The 22885-nt window shown below is 71.5% G+C and carries 19 protein-coding genes; 8 read left to right on the forward strand and 11 right to left on the reverse strand.

What is annotated here, in order from left to right:
- Positions 1 to 52: 52 nt before the first annotated feature.
- Both cofH and HPS36_RS10590 read right to left on the reverse strand, forming a co-directional pair.
- Entirely contained in the window at positions 53 to 1510 is a 1458-nt protein-coding gene (gene cofH / locus HPS36_RS10585; RefSeq protein WP_173230113.1) for a 7,8-didemethyl-8-hydroxy-5-deazariboflavin synthase subunit CofH, read from the reverse strand.
- Positions 1511 to 1813: 303 nt separating this feature from the next.
- Positions 1814 to 2773, reverse strand: a complete 960-nt coding sequence (locus tag HPS36_RS10590; protein WP_173230114.1) for an HFX_2341 family transcriptional regulator — start codon at positions 2771 to 2773, stop codon at positions 1814 to 1816.
- Between the two features lie 188 nt (positions 2774 to 2961).
- Here HPS36_RS10590 and HPS36_RS10595 point away from each other — a divergent pair, with 188 nt between their 5' ends.
- Positions 2962 to 4080, forward strand: a complete 1119-nt coding sequence (locus HPS36_RS10595) for an ATP-binding protein (protein WP_173230115.1) — start codon at positions 2962 to 2964, stop codon at positions 4078 to 4080.
- A 434-nt stretch (positions 4081 to 4514) separates the two neighbouring features.
- Here the strand turns inward: HPS36_RS10595 and nadC are convergent, their stop codons facing one another.
- From nadC to nadA, 3 genes are read right to left on the reverse strand one after another with little or no spacing between them, the layout of a single operon-like run.
- Complete coding sequence (nadC, locus tag HPS36_RS10600) at positions 4515 to 5339, reverse strand: carboxylating nicotinate-nucleotide diphosphorylase (RefSeq protein ID WP_137717378.1); 825 nt, start codon at positions 5337 to 5339, stop codon at positions 4515 to 4517.
- Positions 5339 to 6877: an L-aspartate oxidase gene (locus tag HPS36_RS10605; protein ID WP_173230116.1), complete on the reverse strand. Its 1539-nt coding sequence runs from the start codon at positions 6875 to 6877 to the stop codon at positions 5339 to 5341. The genes nadC and HPS36_RS10605 overlap by 1 nt, the downstream gene beginning before the upstream one ends.
- 1 nt (position 6878) lies before the next feature.
- Entirely contained in the window at positions 6879 to 8009 is a 1131-nt protein-coding gene (nadA, locus tag HPS36_RS10610; RefSeq protein WP_173230117.1) for a quinolinate synthase NadA, read from the reverse strand.
- 367 nt (positions 8010 to 8376) lie between these two features.
- Between nadA and HPS36_RS10615 the strand changes: the two genes are divergently transcribed.
- A complete protein-coding gene (locus HPS36_RS10615) occupies positions 8377 to 9684 on the forward strand; it encodes an acetamidase/formamidase family protein (RefSeq protein ID WP_137717381.1) in 1308 nt (435 codons plus the stop codon).
- 4 nt (positions 9685 to 9688) lie between these two features.
- Here the strand turns inward: HPS36_RS10615 and HPS36_RS10620 are convergent, their stop codons facing one another.
- Positions 9689 to 10675, reverse strand: coding sequence for a M48 family metallopeptidase (locus HPS36_RS10620; RefSeq protein ID WP_173230118.1), 987 nt, complete (start codon positions 10673 to 10675; stop codon positions 9689 to 9691).
- Between the two features lie 152 nt (positions 10676 to 10827).
- Here HPS36_RS10620 and HPS36_RS10625 point away from each other — a divergent pair, with 152 nt between their 5' ends.
- A complete protein-coding gene (locus tag HPS36_RS10625; RefSeq protein ID WP_173230119.1) occupies positions 10828 to 11907 on the forward strand; it encodes an aminopeptidase in 1080 nt (359 codons plus the stop codon).
- 15 nt (positions 11908 to 11922) lie between these two features.
- On the opposite strand, the gene HPS36_RS10630 is transcribed toward HPS36_RS10625, so the two are convergent.
- A complete protein-coding gene (locus HPS36_RS10630; RefSeq protein WP_173230120.1) occupies positions 11923 to 12312 on the reverse strand; it encodes a hypothetical protein in 390 nt (129 codons plus the stop codon).
- 107 nt (positions 12313 to 12419) lie between these two features.
- Here HPS36_RS10630 and HPS36_RS10635 point away from each other — a divergent pair, with 107 nt between their 5' ends.
- The gene (locus HPS36_RS10635) at positions 12420 to 12704 is read left to right on the forward strand and encodes an amphi-Trp domain-containing protein (RefSeq protein WP_173230121.1); all 285 of its coding nucleotides are present in this window, start codon (positions 12420 to 12422) and stop codon (positions 12702 to 12704) included.
- A 25-nt stretch (positions 12705 to 12729) separates the two neighbouring features.
- Here HPS36_RS10635 and HPS36_RS10640 read toward each other — a convergent pair whose 3' ends face one another.
- Positions 12730 to 13287: a response regulator gene (locus tag HPS36_RS10640; protein ID WP_173230122.1), complete on the reverse strand. Its 558-nt coding sequence runs from the start codon at positions 13285 to 13287 to the stop codon at positions 12730 to 12732.
- Between the two features lie 256 nt (positions 13288 to 13543).
- Here HPS36_RS10640 and pan2 point away from each other — a divergent pair, with 256 nt between their 5' ends.
- From pan2 to HPS36_RS10655, 3 genes are all read left to right on the forward strand, one after another.
- Positions 13544 to 14767, forward strand: a complete 1224-nt coding sequence (pan2, locus tag HPS36_RS10645; protein WP_137717387.1) for a proteasome-activating nucleotidase Pan2 — start codon at positions 13544 to 13546, stop codon at positions 14765 to 14767.
- A gap of 84 nt (positions 14768 to 14851) precedes the next feature.
- Entirely contained in the window at positions 14852 to 15397 is a 546-nt protein-coding gene (locus HPS36_RS10650) for a pyruvoyl-dependent arginine decarboxylase (protein WP_137717388.1), read from the forward strand.
- Positions 15398 to 15489: 92 nt separating this feature from the next.
- Entirely contained in the window at positions 15490 to 15867 is a 378-nt protein-coding gene (locus HPS36_RS10655) for a DUF5811 family protein (RefSeq protein WP_053770950.1), read from the forward strand.
- A 51-nt stretch (positions 15868 to 15918) separates the two neighbouring features.
- Here the strand turns inward: HPS36_RS10655 and HPS36_RS10660 are convergent, their stop codons facing one another.
- The gene (locus tag HPS36_RS10660; RefSeq protein WP_173230123.1) at positions 15919 to 16797 is read right to left on the reverse strand and encodes a M14 family metallopeptidase; all 879 of its coding nucleotides are present in this window, start codon (positions 16795 to 16797) and stop codon (positions 15919 to 15921) included.
- Between the two features lie 55 nt (positions 16798 to 16852).
- Positions 16853 to 18499, reverse strand: coding sequence for a lipopolysaccharide biosynthesis protein (locus HPS36_RS10665; protein WP_173230124.1), 1647 nt, complete (start codon positions 18497 to 18499; stop codon positions 16853 to 16855).
- Between the two features lie 120 nt (positions 18500 to 18619).
- Here HPS36_RS10665 and HPS36_RS10670 point away from each other — a divergent pair, with 120 nt between their 5' ends.
- Positions 18620 to 21754, forward strand: a complete 3135-nt coding sequence (locus HPS36_RS10670; RefSeq protein ID WP_173230125.1) for an FAD-binding and (Fe-S)-binding domain-containing protein — start codon at positions 18620 to 18622, stop codon at positions 21752 to 21754.
- Positions 21755 to 21822: 68 nt separating this feature from the next.
- Here HPS36_RS10670 and HPS36_RS10675 read toward each other — a convergent pair whose 3' ends face one another.
- Positions 21823 to 22809, reverse strand: a complete 987-nt coding sequence (locus tag HPS36_RS10675; RefSeq protein WP_173230126.1) for an aldo/keto reductase — start codon at positions 22807 to 22809, stop codon at positions 21823 to 21825.
- Positions 22810 to 22885: the final 76 nt, after the last annotated feature.

Genomic DNA, 22885 nt, shown 5'->3' on the forward strand with positions numbered 1-22885 from the left:
CGGCAGAACATGTTCGGCGAAGAACCAGTCGGGGCGGCGTCGCTCCGGGCGCTCAGTCGTCGGCGTCGGCGGGCGGCGTCCCGGTCGCGTCGGCGCCGCTCTCGCCGCCGGACGGGCCGTCCGGGAGCATCGGCGTCCCGTCCGCGCGGGGGCCGAGCCGCGGGCCGTGCGGGCCGTCGTCGGGGTCGATGCGGCGGCGGGTGCGGTAGTCCGTCGAGCGCTCGACGGGCATCCGACCGATCGCCGTTATCATCTCGACGTAGTCGTCGAACGAGCGGTACTCGCCGTACTCGCCGCCCGCGCGGCTGGTGATCTCCTCCGAGAGGATGGTGCCCATGAAGTCGTCGGCGCCGCAGTTGAGCAGCTTCAGCCCGTGGGCGTCGCCCGACTTCACCCACGAGGCCTGGACGTGGTCGACGTTGTCCAGGAAGAGCCGCGCGACCGCGACGACCAGTTCGTCCTCGGCGCGCGAGGGGCCGGAGTCGACGACGCCGCGCCGGTAGAGCGGGGTGTTCTGGTGGATGAAGGAGAGCGGGACGAACTCGGTGATCGCGCCCGTCCGGTCCTGGAGGTCGCGGATCACCTTCAGGTGCTGCGCGCGGTGCGCGACCGTCTCGACGTGGCCGTACATCATCGTGGAGGTGATGTCGAGGCCGGCGGCGGCCGCGCCCTCCATCGCCGCCACCCAGTCGCCCGTGCGGATCTTGCCCGGGCAGATCACGTCGCGGACCTCGTCGACGAGGATCTCGGCGGCGGTGCCCGGCGCGGAGTCGAGGCCGGCGTCGGCCAGCTCGCGGTAGACGGACTCGTACGCCCAGTCGGTGCCGCGCTTGGCGTGGTACGCCTCCTCCGGGGTCATCGAGTGGAGGTGGACGCCGCCGACCGACATCGCCGCCATCTGCTCGACGTAGGTGCCCGGGTCGGTCGCGTACGCCTCGGGCGGCTTGTAGTTCACCTCGCTCGCGGGGTCGTCGTACGCGGCGAGTATCTCGTGGTGCTCCTCGTTCAGCGCGAACGCCGGGTGGAGCCCCGAGACGGAGCACACCTCGTAGACCCCCATGTCGAGGGCGTCCTCGACGACCGCGCGCGACTCCGCGGGCGGCTTGGTGAACCCCGCGTGTTCGGCGTCGCTGTCGGCCTCGAAGGCGTGCGCGGTGTCCTTGAAGTTACAGAACAGACAGCCCGTGTTACACGCCGTGGTGACGTTGTTGTTGAGGTTGGCGACGAAGGTGACCTCGTCGCCGACCTCCTCGGCCCTGCGCCGGTCGGCCGCCTCCAGCACCGCCTCCTTGCGGACGGGGTCGATCCCCTCGCGGTCCGTGCCCGTGGCGAGCAGTTCGGTCGCGTCGTCGACCGTCAGCCGGGCGCCGTCGCGGGCCTTCGCGAGCGCGTTCTCGAACGACTGATCGGTCGCCGGCGCCGCGAAGTCGAACTCGTTCGCGCCGCTCTCGCCGTCGCCGCCCCCGCGACCGTTCGACCCGCTCGCGTCGGAACTGCCCCCCGAACTCATCCCCTAACGCTCCCGGTTCCACCCTGATAAACGGGCGGGTCGAGACAGTCGACAGCTGATAATCGGGCACCGAAGTCAGTGCGGTGGCGCGCGCCTCCGAGCGGCCGCCGCTGGCGGCCGCGAGGAGCGCGTGCGAGGGAGTCGCTGGGGGCCGAAGCGGAGCGAGGCCGCCAGCGACGAGGCTGGGGAGGCGCGAGGCTGCGGTTGCGGTACGGGTCGAGAATCGGTTGGGGCTCCGACGGCCTTCGTCGCCGAACAGCTACCGATAATCGATCCATAAGCGACCGTCTCGTCCGGGCGCGTTCACGCCGGGTCCCGGTAGTCTCGGTCCTCGTCGGCGTGCGCGCGGACCCACAGCTCCCCGATCCGCGAGAGGCTCGTCCGGTAGGACTTCCCGTGCTCCTCGCGCTCGATGTACCCCTTCCCGCCGGGGCCGAGCCGGTCGACGTTGTAGATGACCTTCGAGCGGAACGACTCCGTGTACTCCTCGTTGAGCTCGGCCGCGAGCGTCTCCGCCAGCTCCGACACCGACTCGAACTCGCCGTGCTCGCCGAGCGTGAACAGCACCAGCTCCTCGAACGGCTTGACGTTCTGGAACGAGGCGACCGGCAGCTCGATCACGTGGCGGTCGCCGATGCGCTTCGCGCCGATGGTGGTGCCGCGCTCGTCGAACTCGGCGAGCAGGTCCGTGGTGCTCGCCAGGCGGTCGGCGACGCGGTCGGGGTCGACGCCCGCCTCGGCGATGGCCTCGTCGCTCGCGCCGTCGAGGTCCTCCAAGAGGTCCCGCGTCGCGCGCAGCTCCTCCGCCAGTTCGGTCTCCAGGTACTTCTCGGGGGCCGTGTAGTAGGTGTGGATGCGGTCGCGGTCCGCCTGCCGCTCGACCATGATCGAGTGCGCGGCGGTCGCGAACGCGAACGAGACGGGCCGAGGCATCGAACAGAGGTTCACCCACACCTCGCGGTCGTCGGCGTCGTCGACGCCCTCGTCGCGGTCCAGTTCGGCGTTGATCAGGTCGAAGGCGCGCTCGAAGGCGGCGTCGTAGTCGTACACGTCGTCCAAGCGTTCCCGGACCGTCTCGGCCCCGAGGAGGTTCTGAAAGTCCTGTTCGAGCTTGCGCGCGATGTTCCGAGAGTACTCGACGTTGGCCTCGCTGCCGACGGCGCCCTCCAAGAGGATCACGCGGTCGACGTCGAACTGGTCCCGGATGAGGGGGGCGATCATCCGGTCGTAGTCGAACCCGACGGGCACGACGTGGGTCTGCATACCCTGACCGTGGGTGTGGGATTTATAAAAACCACCAGATCGCTTTAGCACGTGCGTGTTCGACCCGAACCCTAACCGACGAGTCCGTGTCTGAACGCCGATCCGTGAGAGGCACAACGTATATAAAATTTTAAATAATGTTTATATTCGAGTATCTCGTATAATTGTTAGCTTGGAATACTCCTCGCATGGCTGCCCCGTTAAGATCGGTTAGTAAAACAACATCCCGGTTTAACGCTCGGTACCTATACGCTGGCGGCCTCTGTGCGATCACGATCCCCCTCGCGATTCTCGGTGTAGAACACGTGTTCCGGTCGACGAACGAACCCGGATCTCCCGGTCTCAAGGCCGGTGTCATCGTCATCCTCAGTGTGGCCGTCCTCGGAACCGGCTGGGCCGCGAACCGCTGGAGTGAGACCGCCGACCGGTTCGGGACGACTATCCGCGTCGGCACCGCGTTCGGCGCGTATGGGTTCGGTATCGCGGTCCTCATCTCGACGGCGCACACGCTCGGGGCAGGAGCGGCACTTGACTGGAGCTTCATCGTCGCTGTGGGCGGGCTGGCCGGACTGGCCGTCGGCATTCCGATCGGCGATGGCTACGCGAAGCTACGACGCCAAAGGGTGGTCGAGAGGCTACAAAAGGACCAATTACGGCGGAACTCGCGACGTATGAGGATCCTCTACCGCGTCGCGCGGCACAACATTCGGACGGAGGCCAACATCATGCTCGGGTACACGGACCTCATCGCGGGGACCGCCCATGGTCCTACCCAGGAGTACGCCGACACCTTACGCGAACACGCGTCCCGACTCGAAAGGATATCGAAGAACGTGCGTCGGCTTCGCCGCATCTGGGAAACGTCTGAGGAGGCCGTCGAAACGTCGATCCAATCGCTTACCGAACGAGCGCTGTCCAAGAACCAGTACCGAGAGTCCGAGCGTCTCACGCTGGCGCTGGACGACGACGCGATAGTCGCTTCCCCCCCGTTCGCCCACTGGGCACTCGAAGAAGCCGTCGACAACGCCCTGACGCACACCGATGACGACACAGCGGTCACCGTCCGAACCGAGAACCTCGACGACTGTGTCCGCTTGATCGTCGAAGACGACGGCCCGGGGATCCCACCGATCGAAGTCAAATCGCTGGGCAACAAGACCGAATCACAACTCATGCACGGCCAGGGACTCGGGTTACAGGTGATCCACTGGGCCATGGAGGTCTCCGACGCCTCGCTTTCGATTACGGAGCGCGAGTCGGGTGGCACGCGTGTCCTGATGGAGTTCCCCGTGGAACGGTCCGAATAGTTCAACCCGGTGCCGAGTCCGTCATCGACTACGGTACCGTCCCGTTAGCGCGTCTCCGATCCGAAACGAGAGGTTGCGGACCAACGCGCCGACTCGACCGAGAGGGCGCCTCCGACGAATCGCCGTCCCCCAGCGGTACAGGCGAGCACCAAAATTAAAGTTCCTATAAGTACGATGACTTGTCAATATCTCTATGGCGGGCCGGTGTACGTACCGATTCGATCCCGAGGAGGGGTACGGGGAGGGAGGCACCGTCGTCGGGAGCGAGGAGGGGGGCGATCATCCGGTCGTAGTCGAACCCGACGGGCACGACGTGGGTCTGTATACCCTGACCGTGGGTGTGGGATTTATAAAAACCACCAGATCACTCCGCGACGCCAACGCTCGCGGACGGAGCCGACCCCGCCGCCGGCGCCCGCCCCGACACCGGCGCGCTACCCGTCGCCTCCCGTCCGGAACGACAGGTCGAGCGCCGGCGCGGAGTGCGTGAGCCCGCCCATCGAGATCACGTCGACGCCGGTCCCGGCGTAGTCCGGGACGGCCTCCACCGTGATACCGCCCGACGCCTCGGTCAGCGCGTCGCCGTCCGCGGCGGCCACGCGCTCGACCGCGGCCGCCGTTTCCGCGGGCGTCATGTTGTCGAGCAGGACCACGTCGGCGCCGGCCGCGGCGGCGCGTGCGGCTGCGTCGGGCCCCTCGACCTCGACCTCGACGTTCGTCGCGAAGGAGGCGCGCTCGCGGAAGCGCTCGATCGCCTCCGTCAGCCCCAGCTCCGCGACGTGGTTGTCCTTGACCATGACCATGTGCGAGAGGTCGAGCCGATGGGTGTCGCCGCCGGCGGCCGCGACCGCGCGCTTCTCTACTCCCCGGAGCCCGGGCGTCGTCTTGCGCGTGGCGGCGACCCGGACGTCCGGATCGACCTCGCGGGCGGCCTCAACCGCGGCGTCGGTCCGCGTCGCCACTCCCGAAGCGTGGGCCGCGACGTTCACGGCGACGCGCTCGCCGCGGAGGACCGCCCTCGCCGGGCCCGCGACCCGCAGCAGCGCGTCGCCCGGGTCGACGGCGGTCCCGTCCGCGACGCGCTCGGTCACAGTCGCGTCGAGGTAGTCGAACACGGCGCTCGCGGCGTCGACGCCGGCCGCGACGCCGGGCTCTTTCGCGACGAGCCGGCCGCTCGTCTCGCCCGGCACGTCGTTGGTCACGTCGTGGTGGCCCACGTCCTCGCGGAGCCAGCGCTCCACGTCGGCGTCGGTGAGCATCAGTCGTCCGCCGCCGGCCCGGGTTCGGCGGGCTCGGCGTCGTCCGCGACGTAGTGCGTCCCGACGCTCTCGCCGTTCGCGAGCGCCTGTCGAGTCACGAGCAGCGCCGTCACGGTCGCGTTCCGAAGCTCGTAGAGCGACCGCGAGGTCCGAGTCCGGACGTACGCGTCGACCTCCCCCTTCAGGCGCCGGAGCACGCCGAGCGCCCGGCGGAGTTCGGTCGGGTCGCGCTCGATCCCGACGTGCTCGCCCAGCACCCGGCGGAGCCGTCGGAACTTCTCGCGGGCGAACGCCGGCGGGAGATCCGGGTCGCGGTCCAACAGCTCCGGGGGCGCGACGCGCTCCGGGTTCGCGGGCGTCCCGCCGGACTCGGCGGCGTCGGCGCCGGCGCGGAGCCCCCAGACGAGCCCTTCGAGGAGGCTCGTGGACGCGAGGCGGTTCGCCCCGTGGACGCCGGTCCGCGCGCACTCGCCGACCGCGTAGAGCCGGTCGAGGCTCGCCCGCCCGCGGTCGTCGACGGCGACGCCGCCACAGAGGAAGTGCTCGGCGGGCGCGACGGGGATCCCCTCGGCGGGGTCGACGCCGCGGTCGGCGCACTTCTCGGCGAGGCCGGGGAACGCGCCCGCGAAGTCGAGCGGCCCCACGTCGAGGCGGACCTCGCCCGTGGCCTCGCGCTCGGCGGCCACGGCCCGCGAGACCACGTCGCGCGGCGCGAGCTCGGCGTCGTCGTGGTAGGCGGGCATGAACCGCTCGCCGTCGCCGTTACGCAGCAGCGCGCCCTCGCCCCGGACCGCCTCGCTGACGAGGAACCCCTCCTCGTCCGGGCCCGCGTCGTACGCCGTCGGGTGGAACTGGACGAACTCCATGTCGGTCACGTCGGCGCCCGCGAGCGCGGCCATCGCGACCCCGTCGCCGGTGGCGCCGCGCGGGTTCGTCGACCGCGGGAACAGGTCACCGATCCCGCCCGTCGCGAGTACGGTCGCGCCCGCGTACACCGAAAAGCGACCGTCGTCCGACGCCACGACGGCCCCGTGGACGCGCCCCTCGCGCGCGATCAGTTCGAGCGCCGCGGCGTCGTCGACGACCTCGACGCCGTCGCGCCCGTCGAGGTGGTTCAAGAGGGGGACGTGGACGTGCTCGCCCGTCGCCGCGCCGACGTGGAGGATCCGGTCCTCGCCGTGGGCCGCCTCGCGGCCGTAGTCGAACGCGTCGCCGCCCGCCTCGCGGTCGAACTCGACGCCGAGCGCGTCGACGAGCACGTCCCGGACGGCGTCGTCGGCGTTCTCGACGAGCACGTCGACAGCGTCCGGGTCGGCCGTCCCGTCCGAGGCCGCCAGCACGTCGCGCTTGAACCGCTCCGGCCGGCCGCGCGCGACGGCGATCCCGCCCTGTGCCCACCACGACGCGGCGTCCGCCGGGCGCGTGGCCTTCGTCGCCACCGTCACCTCGCGTCCCTCGCGCGCGGCGGCGAGCGCCGCCGTCAGTCCGGCGATCCCCGAGCCGACGACGAGCACGTCCGCGGTCTCGTGGTCCGTCATCTCACACCTCCAGCATGCGGTCGAGGGCGACGCGCGCGAGGTCCTTCTCCTCGGGCGCGACCTCGACGACGTTGCGCTCGCGGCCGGCGGCCAGCTCTTCGAGCACCCACGCGAGGTAGTTCGGGTCGATCTGGCGCATCGCGTTACAGTCCATGCACGCCTCGCCGCAGAGCGGGACGACGTTCACCTCCGGGTGCCACCGCTGGAGGTGGCGGGTCAGGTGGACCTCGGTCCCGATGGCCCACGTCTCGCCGGGCTCGGCCTCGGCGACGGTCTCGCGGATCGTCGCGGTGGACCCGACCACGTCCGCCGCCTCGACGACCTCCCGGCGGCACTCGGGGTGGACGACCACCCGCGCGTCCTCGTGGTCCGCCCGGACCCGCTCGACGTGCGACGGGCTGAACCGCTCGTGGACCTGACAGTAGCCGTCCCAGAGGATCACGTCGTTGTCGACGACCGCCGCCGCGTCGGCGGACGCGGCGTCCCAGGGGTCCCACTCGGCGATCTCGTCTTCGAGCCCGAGCCGGTGAGCGGTGTTCTCCCCGAGGTGCTTGTCGGGGAGGAACAGCACCTTGTCGCCCTCGTCGAGCGCGTACTCGAAGGCGCGGTCGGCGTTCGAGGAGGTACACACCAGCCCGCCGTGCTCGGCGCAGAACGCCTTGAGGTCGGCGTAGCTGTTCATGTAGGTGACCGGCACGACGTCCGCGTCGGTCGCGGCCGTCAGCTCCGCCCACGCCGCGTCGACCTGGAGCGCCTCCGCCATCCCCGCCATCGGGCACGACGCCTCCATGCTCGGGAGCACGACCGTCTGGTCGTCGTCGGTGATGATGTCGGCGGACTCGGCCATGAACGTGACCCCGCCGAAGACGACGTACTCCGCGTCGGCCGCGGCGGCTTCCTTGCTCAGTTGGTAGGAGTCGCCGACGAAGTCGGCGTGCTCGACGATCTCCCGCCGCTGGTAGTTGTGACCGAGGATCACCACGTCGTCGCCGAGCGCGTCCAGCGCCCCCTCGATCCGTCGCGTTCGCTCGCTCTCGTCGAGGTCGCGGTATTCAGATGGAAGCTGTTCGAGATTGTCGTATTTGAAGAGACTGAGTTCGGTATCGAACTCGGCGGTTTCCATTGCTGGCATTCTGAGTCTCCGTCGCGTATTCGCTCACAGAACTATGTCGTGAAAAGATTTTGTCTTCAATAGTTCGGTTTGGCTAGTCGTATACTCTCCGAGTCCGTTCAGAATCGCGATCTTCGAACGGTACGTACGGTCTCGCCGGCGAACTCCGGATCGTGGGTCGGTGACCCCTCTGCGGGGTCGCGGACCGAGGGCCGAAATTCGCGGACTGCGAGCCGGGCGGACCGCGAGCGCGCGGTTGGCTCTCGCCCCGGACGGCCCGTCGAGCGAGCGCGCCTCGTGGTCCTCGGGCTTGGCGGCCCTCGCGGTTCCCCGTGCGAGTGCCGCCTCCCCTACGATTATCATGTGCCATGCCGTACCACTACACGGTATGGCGCAAACAGAGGTCAAAGAGGAGCTGTACGTCGACCAGTACACGCTCGGGCTCGTCGGGCCCGACCAGGAGTGGGCCGGGACGGTCGCGGACGGCGGGACGGTGACGACGTACACGCCGCCGGGCTGTTGGGGGCCGATGGTGACGCCCTCGTTCCGCGGCGGCCACGAGGTGACCCGCCCGATCCGCGTCGAGGGCGCCGAGGTCGGCGACGCCGTCGCGATCCACATCCGTGACGTGGAGGTGACGAGCATGGCCACCAGCACGGGGTCGATGGCGGAGCGCGACGAGGCGTTCGGCGACGACCCGTTCGTCGACCACCGCTGCCCGGAGTGCGGGACGACGTGGCCCGACTCCGTCGTCGAGGGCACCGGCGAGGACGCGATCCGCTGTGCGGAGTGCGGGGCCAACGCCTCCTCGTTCGGGTTCGAGTACGGCTACACCGTCGCCTTCGACCACGAGAACGCGGTCGGGATCACGCTCGATAAAGACGGCGCCCACGCGCTCGCGACCGACGCCGAGCGCGTGATGGACATCCCCGAAAACGCCCGTCAGCACCCGATCCTGCTGTACGAACCCGACGAGATGCCCGGCACGCTCGGCCGGCTCCGCCCGTTCATCGGCAACATCGGGACGACGCCGCCGGTGACGATGCCCGACTCGCACAACGCGGGCGACTTCGGGCAGAACCTCATCGGCGCCGACCACGACTACGGCGTCGAGACCGAGGCGGACCTGGACCTGCGCACCGACGGCCACATGGACGTGCCCGAGGTCCGCGCGGGCGCGACGCTGATCTGCCCGGTCGCCGTCGACGGCGGCGGGGTCTACGTCGGCGACCTCCACGCGAATCAGGGCGACGGCGAGCTCTCCCTCCACACCACCGACGTGAGCGGGACGGTCACGATGGACGTGGAGGTGATCGAGGACGTGGACCTCGACGGCCCCGTCCTGCTCCCGAACGAGGAGGACCTCCCGTTCATCAGCAAGCCCTACAGCGACGAGGAGGTCGCCGCGGGGGACGACCTCGGCGCGGAACACGGCGTCGACGTGGACACCGACGCCGCCCCGATCCAGGTGATCGGCTCCGGCGCGACCGTCAACGACGCCACGCAGAACGCCTTCGACCGCGCCGGGACGCTGCTCGGCATGAGCGAGGGCGAGGTCCGCGCCCGGTGTACCTTCACCGGCGGCGTCCAGATCGGTCGGCTCCCGGGGGTCGTCCAGCTCGACATGCTCGTGCCCGCGGACGTGCTGGCGGAGTCGGGCCTCGACGACGTGACGCGCGAACAGTACGGGCTGTAAGCCCTCACCGGAGCGAGCGGCCCTGTCCGACGGTCGCCCGCGACGGTCCCGCCGGGATCCGCCGCGTCGGCCCCTGCGACTCGGCCCGCTCCCGCAGGCGCTCGACCCGCTCGTCGGTCGAGGGGTGCGTCGAGAGCCAGCGCTCTGCGGTCTCGTCGGTCCGTTTCTGCGACGAGAACGGCGCGAGGGGCCACTCCGGGTCGGTCGCCCGCTCGATCCGGCGGAGCGCCCGCGCGAGCGCCGCGGGGTCGCCCGTCACCTCGGCCGCGCGGTCGTCGGCCGCGAACTCGCGCCTGCGCGACCGCGACCGGACGACGAGCGTCGCGAGGACGAACCCCGCGAACAGGGCGCCCGCGAGCCCCCGGTGAAGGCGCGCGAACGGTCCCGAGCGGTCGCCGGGTCGCCCGCGGATCCACGCCGAGGCGGCCGCGAGCCCCGACAGCGCGAGCAGCGCCGGGAGCGCGGCCACGGTGGCGAACCCGACCAGCGAGCGGCCGACCCCGTCGGCCATCGCGATCGCGAGGCCGTCGTTCCCCTCCAGGTGCGCCAGCTCGTGCGCGAATATCGCTTCGACCTCCCGGGGGGCGAGCAGCCGGAACAGCGACCGGTCGATCACCAGCGCGCCGCCGTCGCTCCCGCCGCCGACCGCGAACGCGTTCGGCGCGCGGGCGTCGGTGACGTACAGCGCCGGGCGCTCGACGTCCATCCGCGCCGCGAGCGAGTCGATCCGCCGGTGGAGGTCGGGGGCCCGCTCCCGAGGGACGCGGTCGCCCTCGAGGTTCGCGAGGATCTGCGCGGTGCCGAGCCGGTAGCTGAGGTACGCCGACGCGAGCGCGGTCGCGGCGAGAAGCGCGAGGAGGACCGGGAGGTCCGGCCGGGCGGCCCAGACCGCGCGCAGCAGGTCGGCGACGAACAGCGCCGCGGCCAGGTACACCACGAGCAGGCCGACGCCGACGGCCGCCGCGGCCGCGCGGAACGCGAGCCGAGACATGGTCGGAACTACGCGGCGGCCGGGCAAACGCGTTGCGGCCGACCGCCCGGACGGTCGGTGAGGGCCGTCGCTCCGGCCCCGCCGGTCCGGGCTCCCCCGCCCGTCCCGCCGGAAGGAAAAGCGGTAATTCCCCGGCCGCGAAACCGGTAGTCATGGACGCACGCGTACGCGAACACGCGGAGATCATCGCCGACCACTCGACCGGCATCGAGTCGGGCGACGACGTGGTCATCCAGATGCCGAAGGAGGCCGAGGACCTCGCGGTCGCGCTCCACGAGGTCTGCGGCGACCGCGGGGCGAACCCCGTCTACCTCAACTACTCGAAGCGCGCCCAGCGCGCGTTCAAGCGCTCGTCCGACGAGTTCACGGAGCCGAGCCACCGGCGCGCGCTTTACGAGGAGGCCGACGCGTTCGTCATCGCGCGCGGCGGCGCGAACGCCACCGAGGACGCCGACGTGGACCCCGAGACGAACGCCGCGTACAACCGCGCGATGGAGGAGGTCAAGCGCACGCGGCTCTCGAAGACGTGGTGTCTCACGCAGTACCCGACCGCGAGCCACGCCCAGCTCGCCGGGATGAGCACCGAGGCGTACGAGAACTTCGTGTGGGACGCCGTCTCGCTCGACTGGGACGAACAGCGCGAGTTCCAGGCGGAGATGGTCGAGATCCTCGACGCGGCCGACGAGGTGCGCATCAAGTCCGGCGACGAGACCGACCTCACGCTCGACGTGTCGGGCAACTCCACGCTCAACGACTACGGCGAGGCGAACCTTCCCGGCGGCGAGGTGTTCACGGCGCCGACGCGCGACGGCGTCGACGGCGAGGTCCACTTCGACCTGCCCCTCTACCGCTACGGGCGCGAGATCGACGGCGTCCGGCTCCGGTTCGAGGACGGCGAGGTCGTCTCCCACTCCGCCGAGCGCAACGAGGACCTGCTCTCCGGCATCCTCGACACCGACGAGGGCTCCCAGCGCCTCGGCGAGCTCGGGATCGGGATGAACCGACAGATCGACCGGTTCACCTACAACATGCTGTTCGACGAGAAGATGGGCGACACCGTCCACATGGCGGTCGGCTCCGCGTACCCGGAGACCGTCGGCGAGGAGAACGCGGTCAACGAGTCCGCCGAGCACGTCGACATGATCGTCGACATGAGCGAGGACTCCGTCATCGAGGTCGACGGCGAGGTCGTCCAGCGGAACGGGACGTTCGTCTTCGAAGACGGGTTCTGAGAACGTCGCGTCCGCTCACTCGTCCGCGTCGCGCGCGGCGGTCCGGCGGGCGAACGCCGCGTACGCGACGAGGAGGACGCCGAACAGCCCGACCGTGCCGATCGCCGCGACGCCCGGATAGCCGGCGAGCGGCGCGATCTCGCCCGCCGGCAGGACGAAGACGTCGACGACGCCGGTGCCGACCGACAGCGCGAGCACGGCGAGCCACATCGTTCCCACCGCGTACCCGAGCTCGACGAGGCGGCCGGTGCGCGCCGCGTGGGCGACGACGGCGCCGCCGCCGAGGATCGGGACCGCGGCGAGCGGACTCGTCGGGTCCGGGAGGAGGACGCTCCCGCCGAGCGCGATCGCCGTCCAGTAGACGGCGACGGCGACGACCGTGCGGAGCGAGTCGGGGACGGACACGGGACGTGAGTTCGCTCGGGGAGCACAAAACGATCGGGGGCGTCCCGGCGCGACCCGCCGCCCGCGCCGCGTCGGTGTTTATCACTCGTGGGCGCGTACGGCCTCGCATGCCCGAAGAAGTCCTGTTCAAGTCGGAAAGCCGTCGGAGCCGGGAGGAGATCGCCGCGTACCTGCGGACGGTCGCGGACTCGCTCGACGCCGGGAACGCGATCACACTCACGCGCGGCGACGAGTCGACGACGCTGGAACCGCCCGCGCGGCCCACCTTCGAGGTGAAGGCGGAGCGCGAGGGGCCGGCCGAGGGGCCGGGCGAGCTGAGCGTCGAGTTCGAACTGGAGTGGGACGAGGACGGCGGCGAGGAAGCGGCGGACGGCGAGCTGACGATCGAGTGACGGTCCGGGGGCGGTCCCCGCCCCGCTACGGTACTTCGCCCGGGACCTCGACGAACGCGTCCCGCGCCGAGAGGTGGTCGAGCGTGTCGTCGACCTCGACGCGCACGGACTCCATCCGCTCGATGAGCTCCTCGTACTCCTCGGAGTTCGTCGTGCCGGCGGCCTCCAGCGCCGCCTTCTTCGAGGCGAGCGCGAAGAACTCCTGGCTCCGCTCGTCGAACGCGGCGCGGTGGAGGAGCACCTCGACGAGCGTGAGGAGGTCCTCCTTCGTGACCGGCTTCGTCTTGTAGTCGTCGAACGGCATCTCGACGATGTCGACGTCGGGCTCGACCGCGGTCAGCATCGCCACCCGGGCGTCGTACCCGTCGCCGCGGATCGCGTTCAGCACCTCGTGGCCCGACATGTCGGGCATCCGGCGGTCGAGGAGGACCACGTCGACCGTCTCGTCCATCATGTCGACCGCCTCCTCGCCCCCGGTCGCGATGCGAACGTCGTACTCCGTGTCGAGGTACACCCGGTACAGCTCTGCGAGGTCCGGCTCGTCGTCGACCGCGAGGACGGTCGCGTCCGGGGTGCCGCTCATGGGCGGGCCCTCCCGGTCTCGCGGTCCGCGACCCTCGGACCGGCGCGTCCGCCCGCCGTTCGTGCGTCCATACGGCCACCTTGCCCCCCTTCGCGTTAAAGCGTTGACCCTCGGTTATCAAAACCGATATCGGTCGTCGAGAGGGCCCGACCGGCCGGGGCTCGTCGCGCCGCCGGGGGCGTCTCTCCCGCGGATCCAACGGTCTCTCCGTGACCCAAAGGCACATTTACGCCCGCATCTTAGTCGGGCACAACGAATGTCTCACAGCCCCTCACTGCCCGACCGCCCGCGGTTGGAGCTCGACCCCGAGATGAGCGACGCGGAGCGGTTGGAGGCGATCCGCCAGCACTACCGGCGGATCGTTCAGGTGAACGAGGAACTGGAAACGCGGCTCGCGGACGCCGAGGGGCGCCGCGGCGAGCTGAAAGACGACGTCGAGCAGCTGAAACGCGAAAACGAGGTGCTGAAGACCACCTCGCTGTACATCGCGTCCGTCGAGGAGATCACCGACGAGGGCGTCGTCATCAAACAGCACGGCAACAACCAGGAGGTGCTCACGCAGGCCGCCTCGCGGCTCGAAGAGGACCTCCGCCCCGGCGACCGCGTCGCGATCAACGACTCCTTCGCCGTCCAGCAGGTGCTCGACGACGAGACCGACTCCCGGGCGCAGGCGATGGAGGTCACCGAGTCCCCAGACGTCACCTACGCCGACATCGGCGGCATCGACGACCAGATCCGGGAGGTGCGCGAGGCCGTCGAGGACCCCCTCGAAAACCCCGAGCAGTTCGAGACGGTCGGCGTCGAGCCGCCGAGCGGGGTCCTACTCCACGGCCCGCCGGGCACCGGGAAGACGATGCTCGCGAAGGCCGTTGCCAACGAGTCCGACGCGACGTTCATCAAGATGGCCGGCTCCGAGCTCGTCCGGAAGTTCATCGGCGAGGGCGCGCGGCTCGTCCGCGACCTGTTCGAGCTGGCCGCCGAGCGCGAGCCCGCCGTCATCTTCATCGACGAGATCGACGCCGTCGCCGCCAAGCGGACGGACTCGAAGACCTCGGGCGACGCCGAGGTCCAGCGCACGATGATGCAGCTGCTCAGCGAGATGGACGGCTTCGACGACCGCGGCGAGGTCCGGATCATGGCCGCGACCAACCGCTTCGACATGCTCGACGAGGCCATCCTCCGCCCCGGCCGCTTCGACCGCCTCATCGAGGTGCCCGAGCCGGGCGCCGAGGGCCGCGAGCGCATCCTGGAGATCCACACCGACGACATGAACGTCGCCGACGGCGTCGACCTCGGCGTCGTCGCCCGCGACCTCGACGGGTACAGCGGCGCCGACATCGCGTCGCTGGCGACCGAGGCCGGCATGTTCGCCATCCGCGACGGCCGCACCGAGGTGACCCAGGAGGACTTCGAGCAGGCCCGCGACAAGCTTCAGGACGCGGACACGGAAGACGAGCGGGTCATCAACTACCAGTACTGAACCCCCGGTCCCCGTCCTCGCGGTGCGCGTTTCGGAGCGGTCAGTTCGTAACCCCTTAGCGCGCCCGCCGCCGACTCGCCCGTAATGAACACCATCCACGTCGCCGGCGGCGTCGGGATCGCCGACACGGCGATGGCCTCCTACGACGCCGCGCTCGCGGACGCGAACCTCCACAACTACAACCTCGTGGCGGTCTCCTCGGTCGTCCCCGCCGAGGCGACGGTCGAGGCGGTCGCGGAGGCGCCCGACCTCGGCCCCGCGGGCAACCGGCTCACCGTCGTCGAGGCGCGCCGGACGGTCGGGCCGGGCGACGAGGTCGACTTCCGGGAGGGCGGCCGCGCCGGCGCCGAGGGCGCCGAGTCGAAGCGCGCCCCGAGGCGACACCCCGACGCGGTCGCGGGGCTCGGCTGGGCGACGGGCCCGGGACCCGGCCTCTTCTACGAGGTGACCGGGGAGGACCCCGACGACGTGCGCGAGCGGATCGAGGCGGGCCTCGACAGCGGGGCGGGCCTCCGCGACTGGGACCTGCCGGACCGCGAGACGCGCGTCGAGACGGTCGCGGCCGAGCCGGACCGGTACGCGACCGCGGTCGTGATCGCCGCCTACGGGGAGTCGGAGCCGATCCTGTAACGGGCTGCGCGGAGAGAGGCCGGACCGCGCCGGAGCCCCGGCCGCCGCCGACGCCTTTTTGACTCGGCTCCGCGTACGAGTCGTGTCTTCGAATGAACGGCAACAACCCGTACGCCGGGGCACCGGGTGTGACGGACGCGGGCTCGCCCGCGGCCGTCGACCTCTCTCCGGACCAGGAAAAACAGCTCCGGCGCGCGGTCGCCGGAATCGTATCGCGCACGGAGTCGTATCTCCCCGACAGCTACGCGGTCGGCTCCGAGCTGTCCGTCGGCGCCGACGGTCCGCAGGCGACCGTCGCGGTGAACCCCCCGGCCGGCCACCCCGTCTCGGCCGGCTTCACGCCGGACCCGGAGGACTTGGACGCCGGCATCGCCGAGTCCGACACCGACGAGGTCGCCCGCGGGCTCGCCGCCAGCGCGGCGGTCCAGGTGATGGACGCCGTCGGCGACATCACGCCCACCGCGAAGTGACGGTCCCCGCCCGGCCGTAGGCCGTTCGAGCGATCGGTCCGCCCCGTTCTCTCAGTCGTCCCCCTCCTCGCTCTCCTCGCGCGGGTACACCCGCAGGTCGCCCTCCCCCGGCGGCTTCAGCGTGCCCGTGACGCGGCCGTAGATGCCGAAGATGTCGTCGTACCCGTCCTCGCTCGCGAGGATCGGGACCACGCCCGGCTCCTCGACGCGGTGGGTGTACACGTCGTCCTCGGCGAACACCGCGCCCTCCGGGATCGGCTCGAAGTTCCTGAAGTGGACGTGCGGCGTCCCGCCGCCCTTCGGCACCTCCTCGCTGCCCGCGACCACGGTCGTCTCCGAGAACGCCGGCGGCTCGTCGGCGAGCGCGCCGTGGACCCGCAGGAACGCGCGGCACGCCTCGTGGCCGAACTCGACGGCCTCCTCGCTGCCCTGTCGGCCCACCTCGATCGAGACGGTGTGCGGGATGGTGGAGTCGAGCGTCGTCGACCGCAGCCCGCTCGCGTCGACGACGTGGTCGACGGGGAGGCCGGTGACGGTGCGGCGGACCGACTCCGTGAGGTCGCTGAAGATGGCGAACGGCGGCGGCGCGCTGTGCGACGTGTGGAGCGCGAGCACGGCGTCGAACCCCTCCAGTTCGGCGGCGAGCCGCGGCGCCAGCGCCCGCTCGTACTCGTCGCTGTCGGCGTCGCCCGGGAACGCCCGGTTCAGGTCCGCGTCGGTGTAGCGCGTTCCGGCCTCGATCGCCGGCTCGTTGGCGAGTATCAGTCGGACGAGCCCCGCGGACTCCCCCTCGCCGTCGGACGGGTCGAGGGGTGCGAGCTCCGCTGCGAGCCGCTCTACGATCCGCACGCCGGCGGGCTCGTCGCCGTGGATCCCGCCGACGATCGCGACGCGGGCCGATCCCGCCGACCCGCGGTCGAACGTTTGCATACCGTCAGTACGTCGCGGTCCGCCCATAAATCGTCGCGATCCGCGCCCGGCGGGATCAGCGGTCGAACCGGTCGGCGATCGCCGTCCGGTACCGCCGCGCCAGCCGCCGCGCGACGAAGCGGTCGCGCGGGTCCACGCCGACGAGCCGGAGCGACGCCGCGTACGCGACGAGCCCGACCGCGCTCCCCGCGACGACCGCCGGGGCGCCCGCCAGCGCCGCTCGGACCGCGTACATCGCGGCGACGGCGACGGCGCCCGCCGCCAGCGGGGTGAGGAAGGTGCGGTCGAACGGCCACAGTCCCTCGAAGCGGCGGAGGAGGAGCACTTGAATCCCGTTCTGGACCGCGATGGCGAGCGACGTGCCGAGCGCGGCGCCGACGAGCCCGTAGCGGACGACGAACGCGTAGGTCAGCCCGACGTTGAGGACCGCGAGCAGCCAGTCGAGCGCCATCCGCGCGTACTGGTGGTCGGTCATCATCAGGAGCCAGCCGGTCGCGCCGACCGCGCTCCCGACGAAGACGCCGCCGAGGTAGACGACGAGCGGGAGGTAGCCGTCGGCGTACGCCGCGCCGAACAGGGACAGGATCTCGCGGCCGTACACACCCAGCACGGCGAGGATCGGGACGACCGCGGTGACGATCTGCCGCGTGACGGAGCCGTACACCGCGTTGAGCGTCGCCGTCCGGTCGTCCGCGTACAGCTCCGAGGCGACCGGCGGAAGGAGCTGGTTGAACGAGAGGAGGGGGATCCACGCGACCGCGATCACTACGAGCACGACGTTGTACACGCCGGCCGCGGTCGCCGTCAGCAGCGCGCCGACGAGCAGCACGTCGACGCGGTTCTGGAACACCTTCCCGAGGCTGCTCATCGCGACCGGCGCCGCGTGGTCGTAGAAGCGGCGCGCCTCAGCGCGGGCGCCCCGGAGCGTCGGGCGGACGCCGGCGACGGACGCCGACAGCGGGACCGCGGCCGCGGCGAGCAGGCCGGTCGCGGCGACGATCGCTCCGGCGACGCCGACGACGGAGTAGCCGAGCGCGAGCGCCCCCAAGGCGCCGACGAGCCTCACCCCCGGGCGCAGCAGCTTGTTGAACAGGACCTCGCCGCGGGCCGACCCGACCGCGCGAAGGAGCGCGGACGCGACCATCACGACGCCGAGGAGCCCGACGAGGCCGCCGAACGCGCGCATGGTTCCCGCGAACGCCGGCTCCGTGACGGTGCGCGCGTTTATCGCCGGCGCCGCGACCCACACGCCGGCCGCGATCGCGACCCCGAACGCGACGGTCGTGGCGTACGCGAGGCCGGCGACCGCGCCCTGCCGGTCCGGCTCGTCCGCGTACTCGGGGAGGTAGCGCTGGATAGCGGGGACGCTGCCGAACGTCACGAGCCGGGAACACAGCTGGGCGATCCGCCACGCCAGCGCGTACACGCCGTAGGCGGTCGGGCCGAGTCCGCGGGTCAGCGCGAATTCGGTCGCCGCGATCAGCGCGCGCTGGCCGGCGACGCCGCCGGAGGTGAGCACCGCGCCGTGCGCGATCGTCTCCAGCGCCTCCCGCTCGTCGTCCGGGATCGCGTCGCCTCCGTCCTCGGATGGCGCGTCCCCTCCATCGTCGGACCGCGCGTCGCGCCCGCTCCCGGCGCGCTCGTGGCTCTCCCGGCCGTCGGCCTCCGAGCCGCTCGCGTCCTCGTCGCGTTCGTGCGCCACGGTCGTCTCCGTCGGTCGGTCGCGGTGCCGCGGAAAAAGCGGCCCGCTTCGCCGCCGGCCTAAATGAATATAATTATCGTTCACGATAGATTTATCACGCTCATCCCGTCCACCTACCCCATGGACGGAGGAGGACTCGCCGGCGACGGCGGCCCGGGGGGATCGCGCGACGAGGCCGACGACGACCGACCGCGGCGGGCCGCGTCCGACGGCGGCGTGGCCGCGGGGTCCGCCGGTGCGGACCGGTCGGGCGTCTCGGCCGCCGCGCTCGGGCACGACAGGCCGGACGTCGAGGCGTACCGGTCGCTCGCGGCCGACTTACGCGACGCGGTCGCGGGCGGCGTCGAGTTCGACGAGTACGCGCAGGTGCTGTACGCGACCGACGGGAGCGTCTACCAGGCCCGCCCGGCGGGCGTCGTCTACCCCCGCGGCGTCGACGACGTGCGGGCCGCGACGCGGGTCGCGGCCGACCACGGCGTCCCCGTGCTACCGCGCGGCGCGGGGTCGTCGCTCGCGGGACAGACCGTCGGGCCGGGCTGCGTCGTCCTCGACTGCTCGCGTCACATGGACGCGATCCTGTCGGTCGACCCCGACGCCCGCCGCGCCACGGTCCAGCCCGGCGTCGTCCAGGACGACCTCGACGACCGGCTCGCGGCGGACGGCCTGAAGTTCGCGCCCGACCCTGCCTCCTCGGCGCGCGCCACCGTCGGCGGCGGCATCGGCAACAACTCCACCGGCGCCCACTCCGTGCGGTACGGGATCACCGACGCCTACACGGAGGAGCTGCGCGTGGTGCTGGCGGACGGCTCGCTCGTTCACACCCGCGAGGTCGTCCTCGACTCCTCCGAGTACGAGGCCATCGTCGCGGGCGAGGCGGGCGGCGAGCGCGAGGCCGCGCTGTACGAGACGGTCCGCGCGCTCGTCGAGGGCAACGCCGACGAGATAGCCGAGCGGTACCCGACGCTCAAGCGATCGGTCTCGGGGTACAACCTCCACAAGGTGATCTACGAGAACGACGACGGCGAGGAGGTGATCAACCTCTCGAAGCTGTTCGTCGGCGCCGAGGGGACCTTGGGCGTCGTCGTCGAGGCCACCCTCTCGCTCGTCACCCGCCCCGAGGCGACCGCGCTGGCGCTGTACTCGTTCGACTCGCTCGACGCCGCCATGCGCGCGGTCCCCGAGGCGCTGGAGCTCCCGGTGAGCGCGGTCGAGCTGATGGACGACGCGGTCGTGGAGCTGGCCGCGGGGTCGCCCGAGTACGCCCAGTACGCGGAGCCGATCCCGGACCGGGCCGCGGCCGCGCTCATGCTGGAGTGGGACTCGGAGCTAGTCGACGACTTCGAGGCCGCGGTCGCCGACGCGAACGACCGCTTCCGCGGCGACGGCGACCGCGAGGCCTTCGACGTCATCGAGGCGTACGACGAGGGCAGGCAGGCGGACCTCTGGAACCTCCGGAAGGCGGCGATACCGCTCCTGATGAGCATGGACGGCGACGCGAAGCCGTACCCGTTCATCGAGGACGCCTCGGTGCCGCCCGCGGAGCTCGCCGACTACGTCGCCGCCTTCGAGGAGGTGCTCGACGACCACGGCACCTCGGCCGCGTACTTCGCGCACGCCGGCGTCGGGACGCTCCACATCCGGCCGATCCTCTCGCTGAAGGAGTCGGAGGGCGTCGAGACGATGCACGCCATCGCCGACGACGTCACCGACCTCGTCTTAGAGCATCACGGCGCCTTCTCCGGCGAGCACGGCGACGGGCTCGCGCGCACCGAGTTCAACCCGAAGATGTACGGCGAGGACCTCTGGGCGGCGTTCCAGGAGCTGAAGTCCGCGTTCGACCCCGAGTGGCGGATGAACCCCGGGAAGGTCGTCTACGTCGACGGCGAGACCGCGGCCGAGCGCGGCTACCCGGAGGCCGCCGCCGACACCGACATGCGCGAGAACCTCCGGTACGGGCCGACGTACCGGTCGGTCGAGCCGCAGACGAACCTGGACTTCTCCGACGAGGGCGGCTTCTCGGAGCTCGTCGAGCTGTGTAACGGCTGCGGCACCTGCCGCGAGACCGACTCCGGGACGATGTGTCCGACCTACCGCGCCTCCGGCGAGGAGATCCAGACGACCCGCGGGCGGGCGAACATGCTCCGGGCCGCCATAAGCGGCGAGCTCGACGACGAGGAGATCCACTCCGACCGGTTCCAGGCGGAGGTGCTGGACCTCTGTGTCGGCTGTAAGGGCTGTCAGAGCGACTGCCCGACCGGGGTCGACCTCGCGAAGCTGAAGGCGGAGGTGAAACACGAGCACCACGAGCGGGAGGGCGCGGGGCTGCGCGAGCGGCTCTTCCGCGATATCGACCGGCTCTCGGCGCTCGGGAGCAGGCTCGCGCCGCTGTCGAACGCGGCGGCGAAGGTCCCCGGCGCCCGCAGGGCGATGGACGCCCTCGTCGGGATCGCTCCCGAGCGCGCGCTGCCGACCTTCCGGTCCGAGAGCTTCGAGGCGTGGTTCGCGGCCCGCGGCGGCCCGGCGGTCGACCCGGACGACGCGGTCGACACGGTCGCGCTGTTCCCCGACACCTACACCGACTACAGCTACCCGGCGGCCGGGAAGGCGGCGGTGCGCGTGCTGGAGGCCGCCGACGTCCGCGTCGAGGTCCCGGAGGGCCTCGCGCCCTCCGGCCGCGCCGCCTTCTCGACCGGCTTCCTCGATACGGCCCGGGAGCGCGCGGCCGAGAACGTCGCGGCGCTCGCGCCCCGCGCCCGCGAGGGGCAGTCGGTCCTCTTCGTCGAGCCCTCCGACGCGGTGATGTTCCAGGACGAGTACCTGGACCTGCTCGACGGCGCGGACGCCGAGGCGGTGTCCGCGGCCGCGGCCGGCGTCTGCGAGTACCTCGACGCGCGCCGGGTCGACGAGCGGATCTCGTTCGACGCCCCGGCGGAGACGCTCACCTACCACGGCCACTGTAACCAGAAGGCGGCGAACACGGACCACCACGCGGTGGGCGTCCTCCGGCGCGCCGGCTACGGCGTCGACCCGCTCGACTCCTCGTGTTGCGGGATGGCGGGGTCGTTCGGATACGAGAGCGAGCACTACGACCTCTCGCAGGCGATCGGCCGGATCCTCTTCGGGCAGGTCGCCGACAGCGACGGCGACGCGGTGACGGCGCCCGGCGCCTCCTGCCGGTCGCAGCTCGGCGACCGCGAGGGCGCCGAGACGCCGCCCCATCCGATCGAGAAGCTGGCGGCGGCGCTCGACGAGTGAGGTGACGGGGCGCGCCTCGCCGCGTCCTCACGCCGCTCCGCGCCGCGCTCGCCGGCGCTCGCCCGCCCTCACCAGCGCTGGTGGACGTGCTCGCGGACGTGGTCGTCGTACACCTCGCTCGCCGCGTCGCGCTCGGCGTCGGAGAGCGGCGCCGCCTCGCTCGCGGCCGCGTTCGCTCGGACGTGCTCGGGCGTCGTCGACCCGGGTATCACCGTCGAGACGGCGTCGTGGTCGAGGATCCAGCGCAGCGCGAACTCGGGCAGCGGGCGGTCGTCCGCCAGGCGCTCGTCGAGCGCGTCGACCGCGTCGAGGCCCGCTTCGAAGGGGACGCCCGCGAACGTCTCGCCCACGTCGAAGGCGTCGCCCTCGCGGTTGTAGTTGCGGTGGTCGTCCTCGGGGAACTCGGCGTCGCGGGAGAGCGCGCCCGTGAGCAGCCCGGACGCGAGCGGGACGCGACAGATGACGCCCACGTCGCGCGCGGCGGCCTCCTCCAAGAACAGCTCGGCCGGCCGCTGCCGGAAGGGGTTGAAGATGATCTGGACGGTCTCGACGCCCGGGTACTCGATCGCCTTCAGTCCCTCCTCGACGCGCTCGACGCTGACGCCGTAGCTCGCGATCCGTCCCTCCGATTCGAGCGCGTCGAGCGCGTCGAACGTCTCGGGCCGGTAGTACACGTCCGTCGGCGGGCAGTGGAGCTGGACCAGATCCAGCGTGTCCATCCCGAGGTTCTCCCGGGAGCGGTCGACGAACCGCCGGAGGTTCGCCTCCGCGTAGCCGTCCGCCTCGTGGGGGTCGAGCCGGCGGCCGGCCTTCGTCGCGACGGTCACGTCGCCCGCGGCGATGTCGTCCGCGAGCGTCTCGCCGACGATCCGCTCCGACCGCCCGTCGCCGTACACGTCGGCGGTGTCGAAGAAGTCGATCCCGGCCTCGCGGGCGGCCTCGACGGCCGCGACCGCCTCGTCTTCGGTGACCTCGCCCCAGTCGCCGCCGATCTGCCAGGCGCCGTAGCCGACCTCGCTGACCGCGCCGACATCGCCGAGTTCGCGGTGGTTCATGTCGCCCGAACGTTTCTCGGCCGGACGCAAGGGCGTTCCGGAGGCGGGTGATCGCCGTCATCGCCGGATATCATCC

The organism is Halorubrum salinarum (genome assembly GCF_013267195.1).
GTDB lineage: Archaea > Halobacteriota > Halobacteria > Halobacteriales > Haloferacaceae > Halorubrum > Halorubrum salinarum.

Excerpts from the sequence above, each read along its gene's own strand:
- cofH (WP_173230113.1), bottom strand. The coding sequence starts at position 1,510 with ATGAGTTCGGGGGGCAGTTCCGACGCGAGCGGGTCGAACGGTCGCGGG.
- HPS36_RS10590 (WP_173230114.1), bottom strand. The coding sequence starts at position 2,773 with ATGCAGACCCACGTCGTGCCCGTCGGGTTCGACTACGACCGGATGATC.
- HPS36_RS10595 (WP_173230115.1), top strand. The coding sequence starts at position 2,962 with ATGGCTGCCCCGTTAAGATCGGTTAGTAAAACAACATCCCGGTTTAAC.
- nadC (WP_137717378.1), bottom strand. The coding sequence starts at position 5,339 with ATGCTCACCGACGCCGACGTGGAGCGCTGGCTCCGCGAGGACGTGGGC.
- HPS36_RS10605 (WP_173230116.1), bottom strand. The coding sequence starts at position 6,877 with ATGACGGACCACGAGACCGCGGACGTGCTCGTCGTCGGCTCGGGGATC.
- nadA (WP_173230117.1), bottom strand. The coding sequence starts at position 8,009 with ATGCCAGCAATGGAAACCGCCGAGTTCGATACCGAACTCAGTCTCTTC.
- HPS36_RS10615 (WP_137717381.1), top strand. The coding sequence starts at position 8,377 with ATGGCGCAAACAGAGGTCAAAGAGGAGCTGTACGTCGACCAGTACACG.
- HPS36_RS10620 (WP_173230118.1), bottom strand. The coding sequence starts at position 10,675 with ATGTCTCGGCTCGCGTTCCGCGCGGCCGCGGCGGCCGTCGGCGTCGGC.
- HPS36_RS10625 (WP_173230119.1), top strand. The coding sequence starts at position 10,828 with ATGGACGCACGCGTACGCGAACACGCGGAGATCATCGCCGACCACTCG.
- HPS36_RS10635 (WP_173230121.1), top strand. The coding sequence starts at position 12,420 with ATGCCCGAAGAAGTCCTGTTCAAGTCGGAAAGCCGTCGGAGCCGGGAG.
- HPS36_RS10640 (WP_173230122.1), bottom strand. The coding sequence starts at position 13,287 with ATGAGCGGCACCCCGGACGCGACCGTCCTCGCGGTCGACGACGAGCCG.
- pan2 (WP_137717387.1), top strand. The coding sequence starts at position 13,544 with ATGTCTCACAGCCCCTCACTGCCCGACCGCCCGCGGTTGGAGCTCGAC.
- HPS36_RS10650 (WP_137717388.1), top strand. The coding sequence starts at position 14,852 with ATGAACACCATCCACGTCGCCGGCGGCGTCGGGATCGCCGACACGGCG.
- HPS36_RS10655 (WP_053770950.1), top strand. The coding sequence starts at position 15,490 with ATGAACGGCAACAACCCGTACGCCGGGGCACCGGGTGTGACGGACGCG.
- HPS36_RS10660 (WP_173230123.1), bottom strand. The coding sequence starts at position 16,797 with ATGCAAACGTTCGACCGCGGGTCGGCGGGATCGGCCCGCGTCGCGATC.
- HPS36_RS10670 (WP_173230125.1), top strand. The coding sequence starts at position 18,620 with ATGGACGGAGGAGGACTCGCCGGCGACGGCGGCCCGGGGGGATCGCGC.
- HPS36_RS10675 (WP_173230126.1), bottom strand. The coding sequence starts at position 22,809 with ATGAACCACCGCGAACTCGGCGATGTCGGCGCGGTCAGCGAGGTCGGC.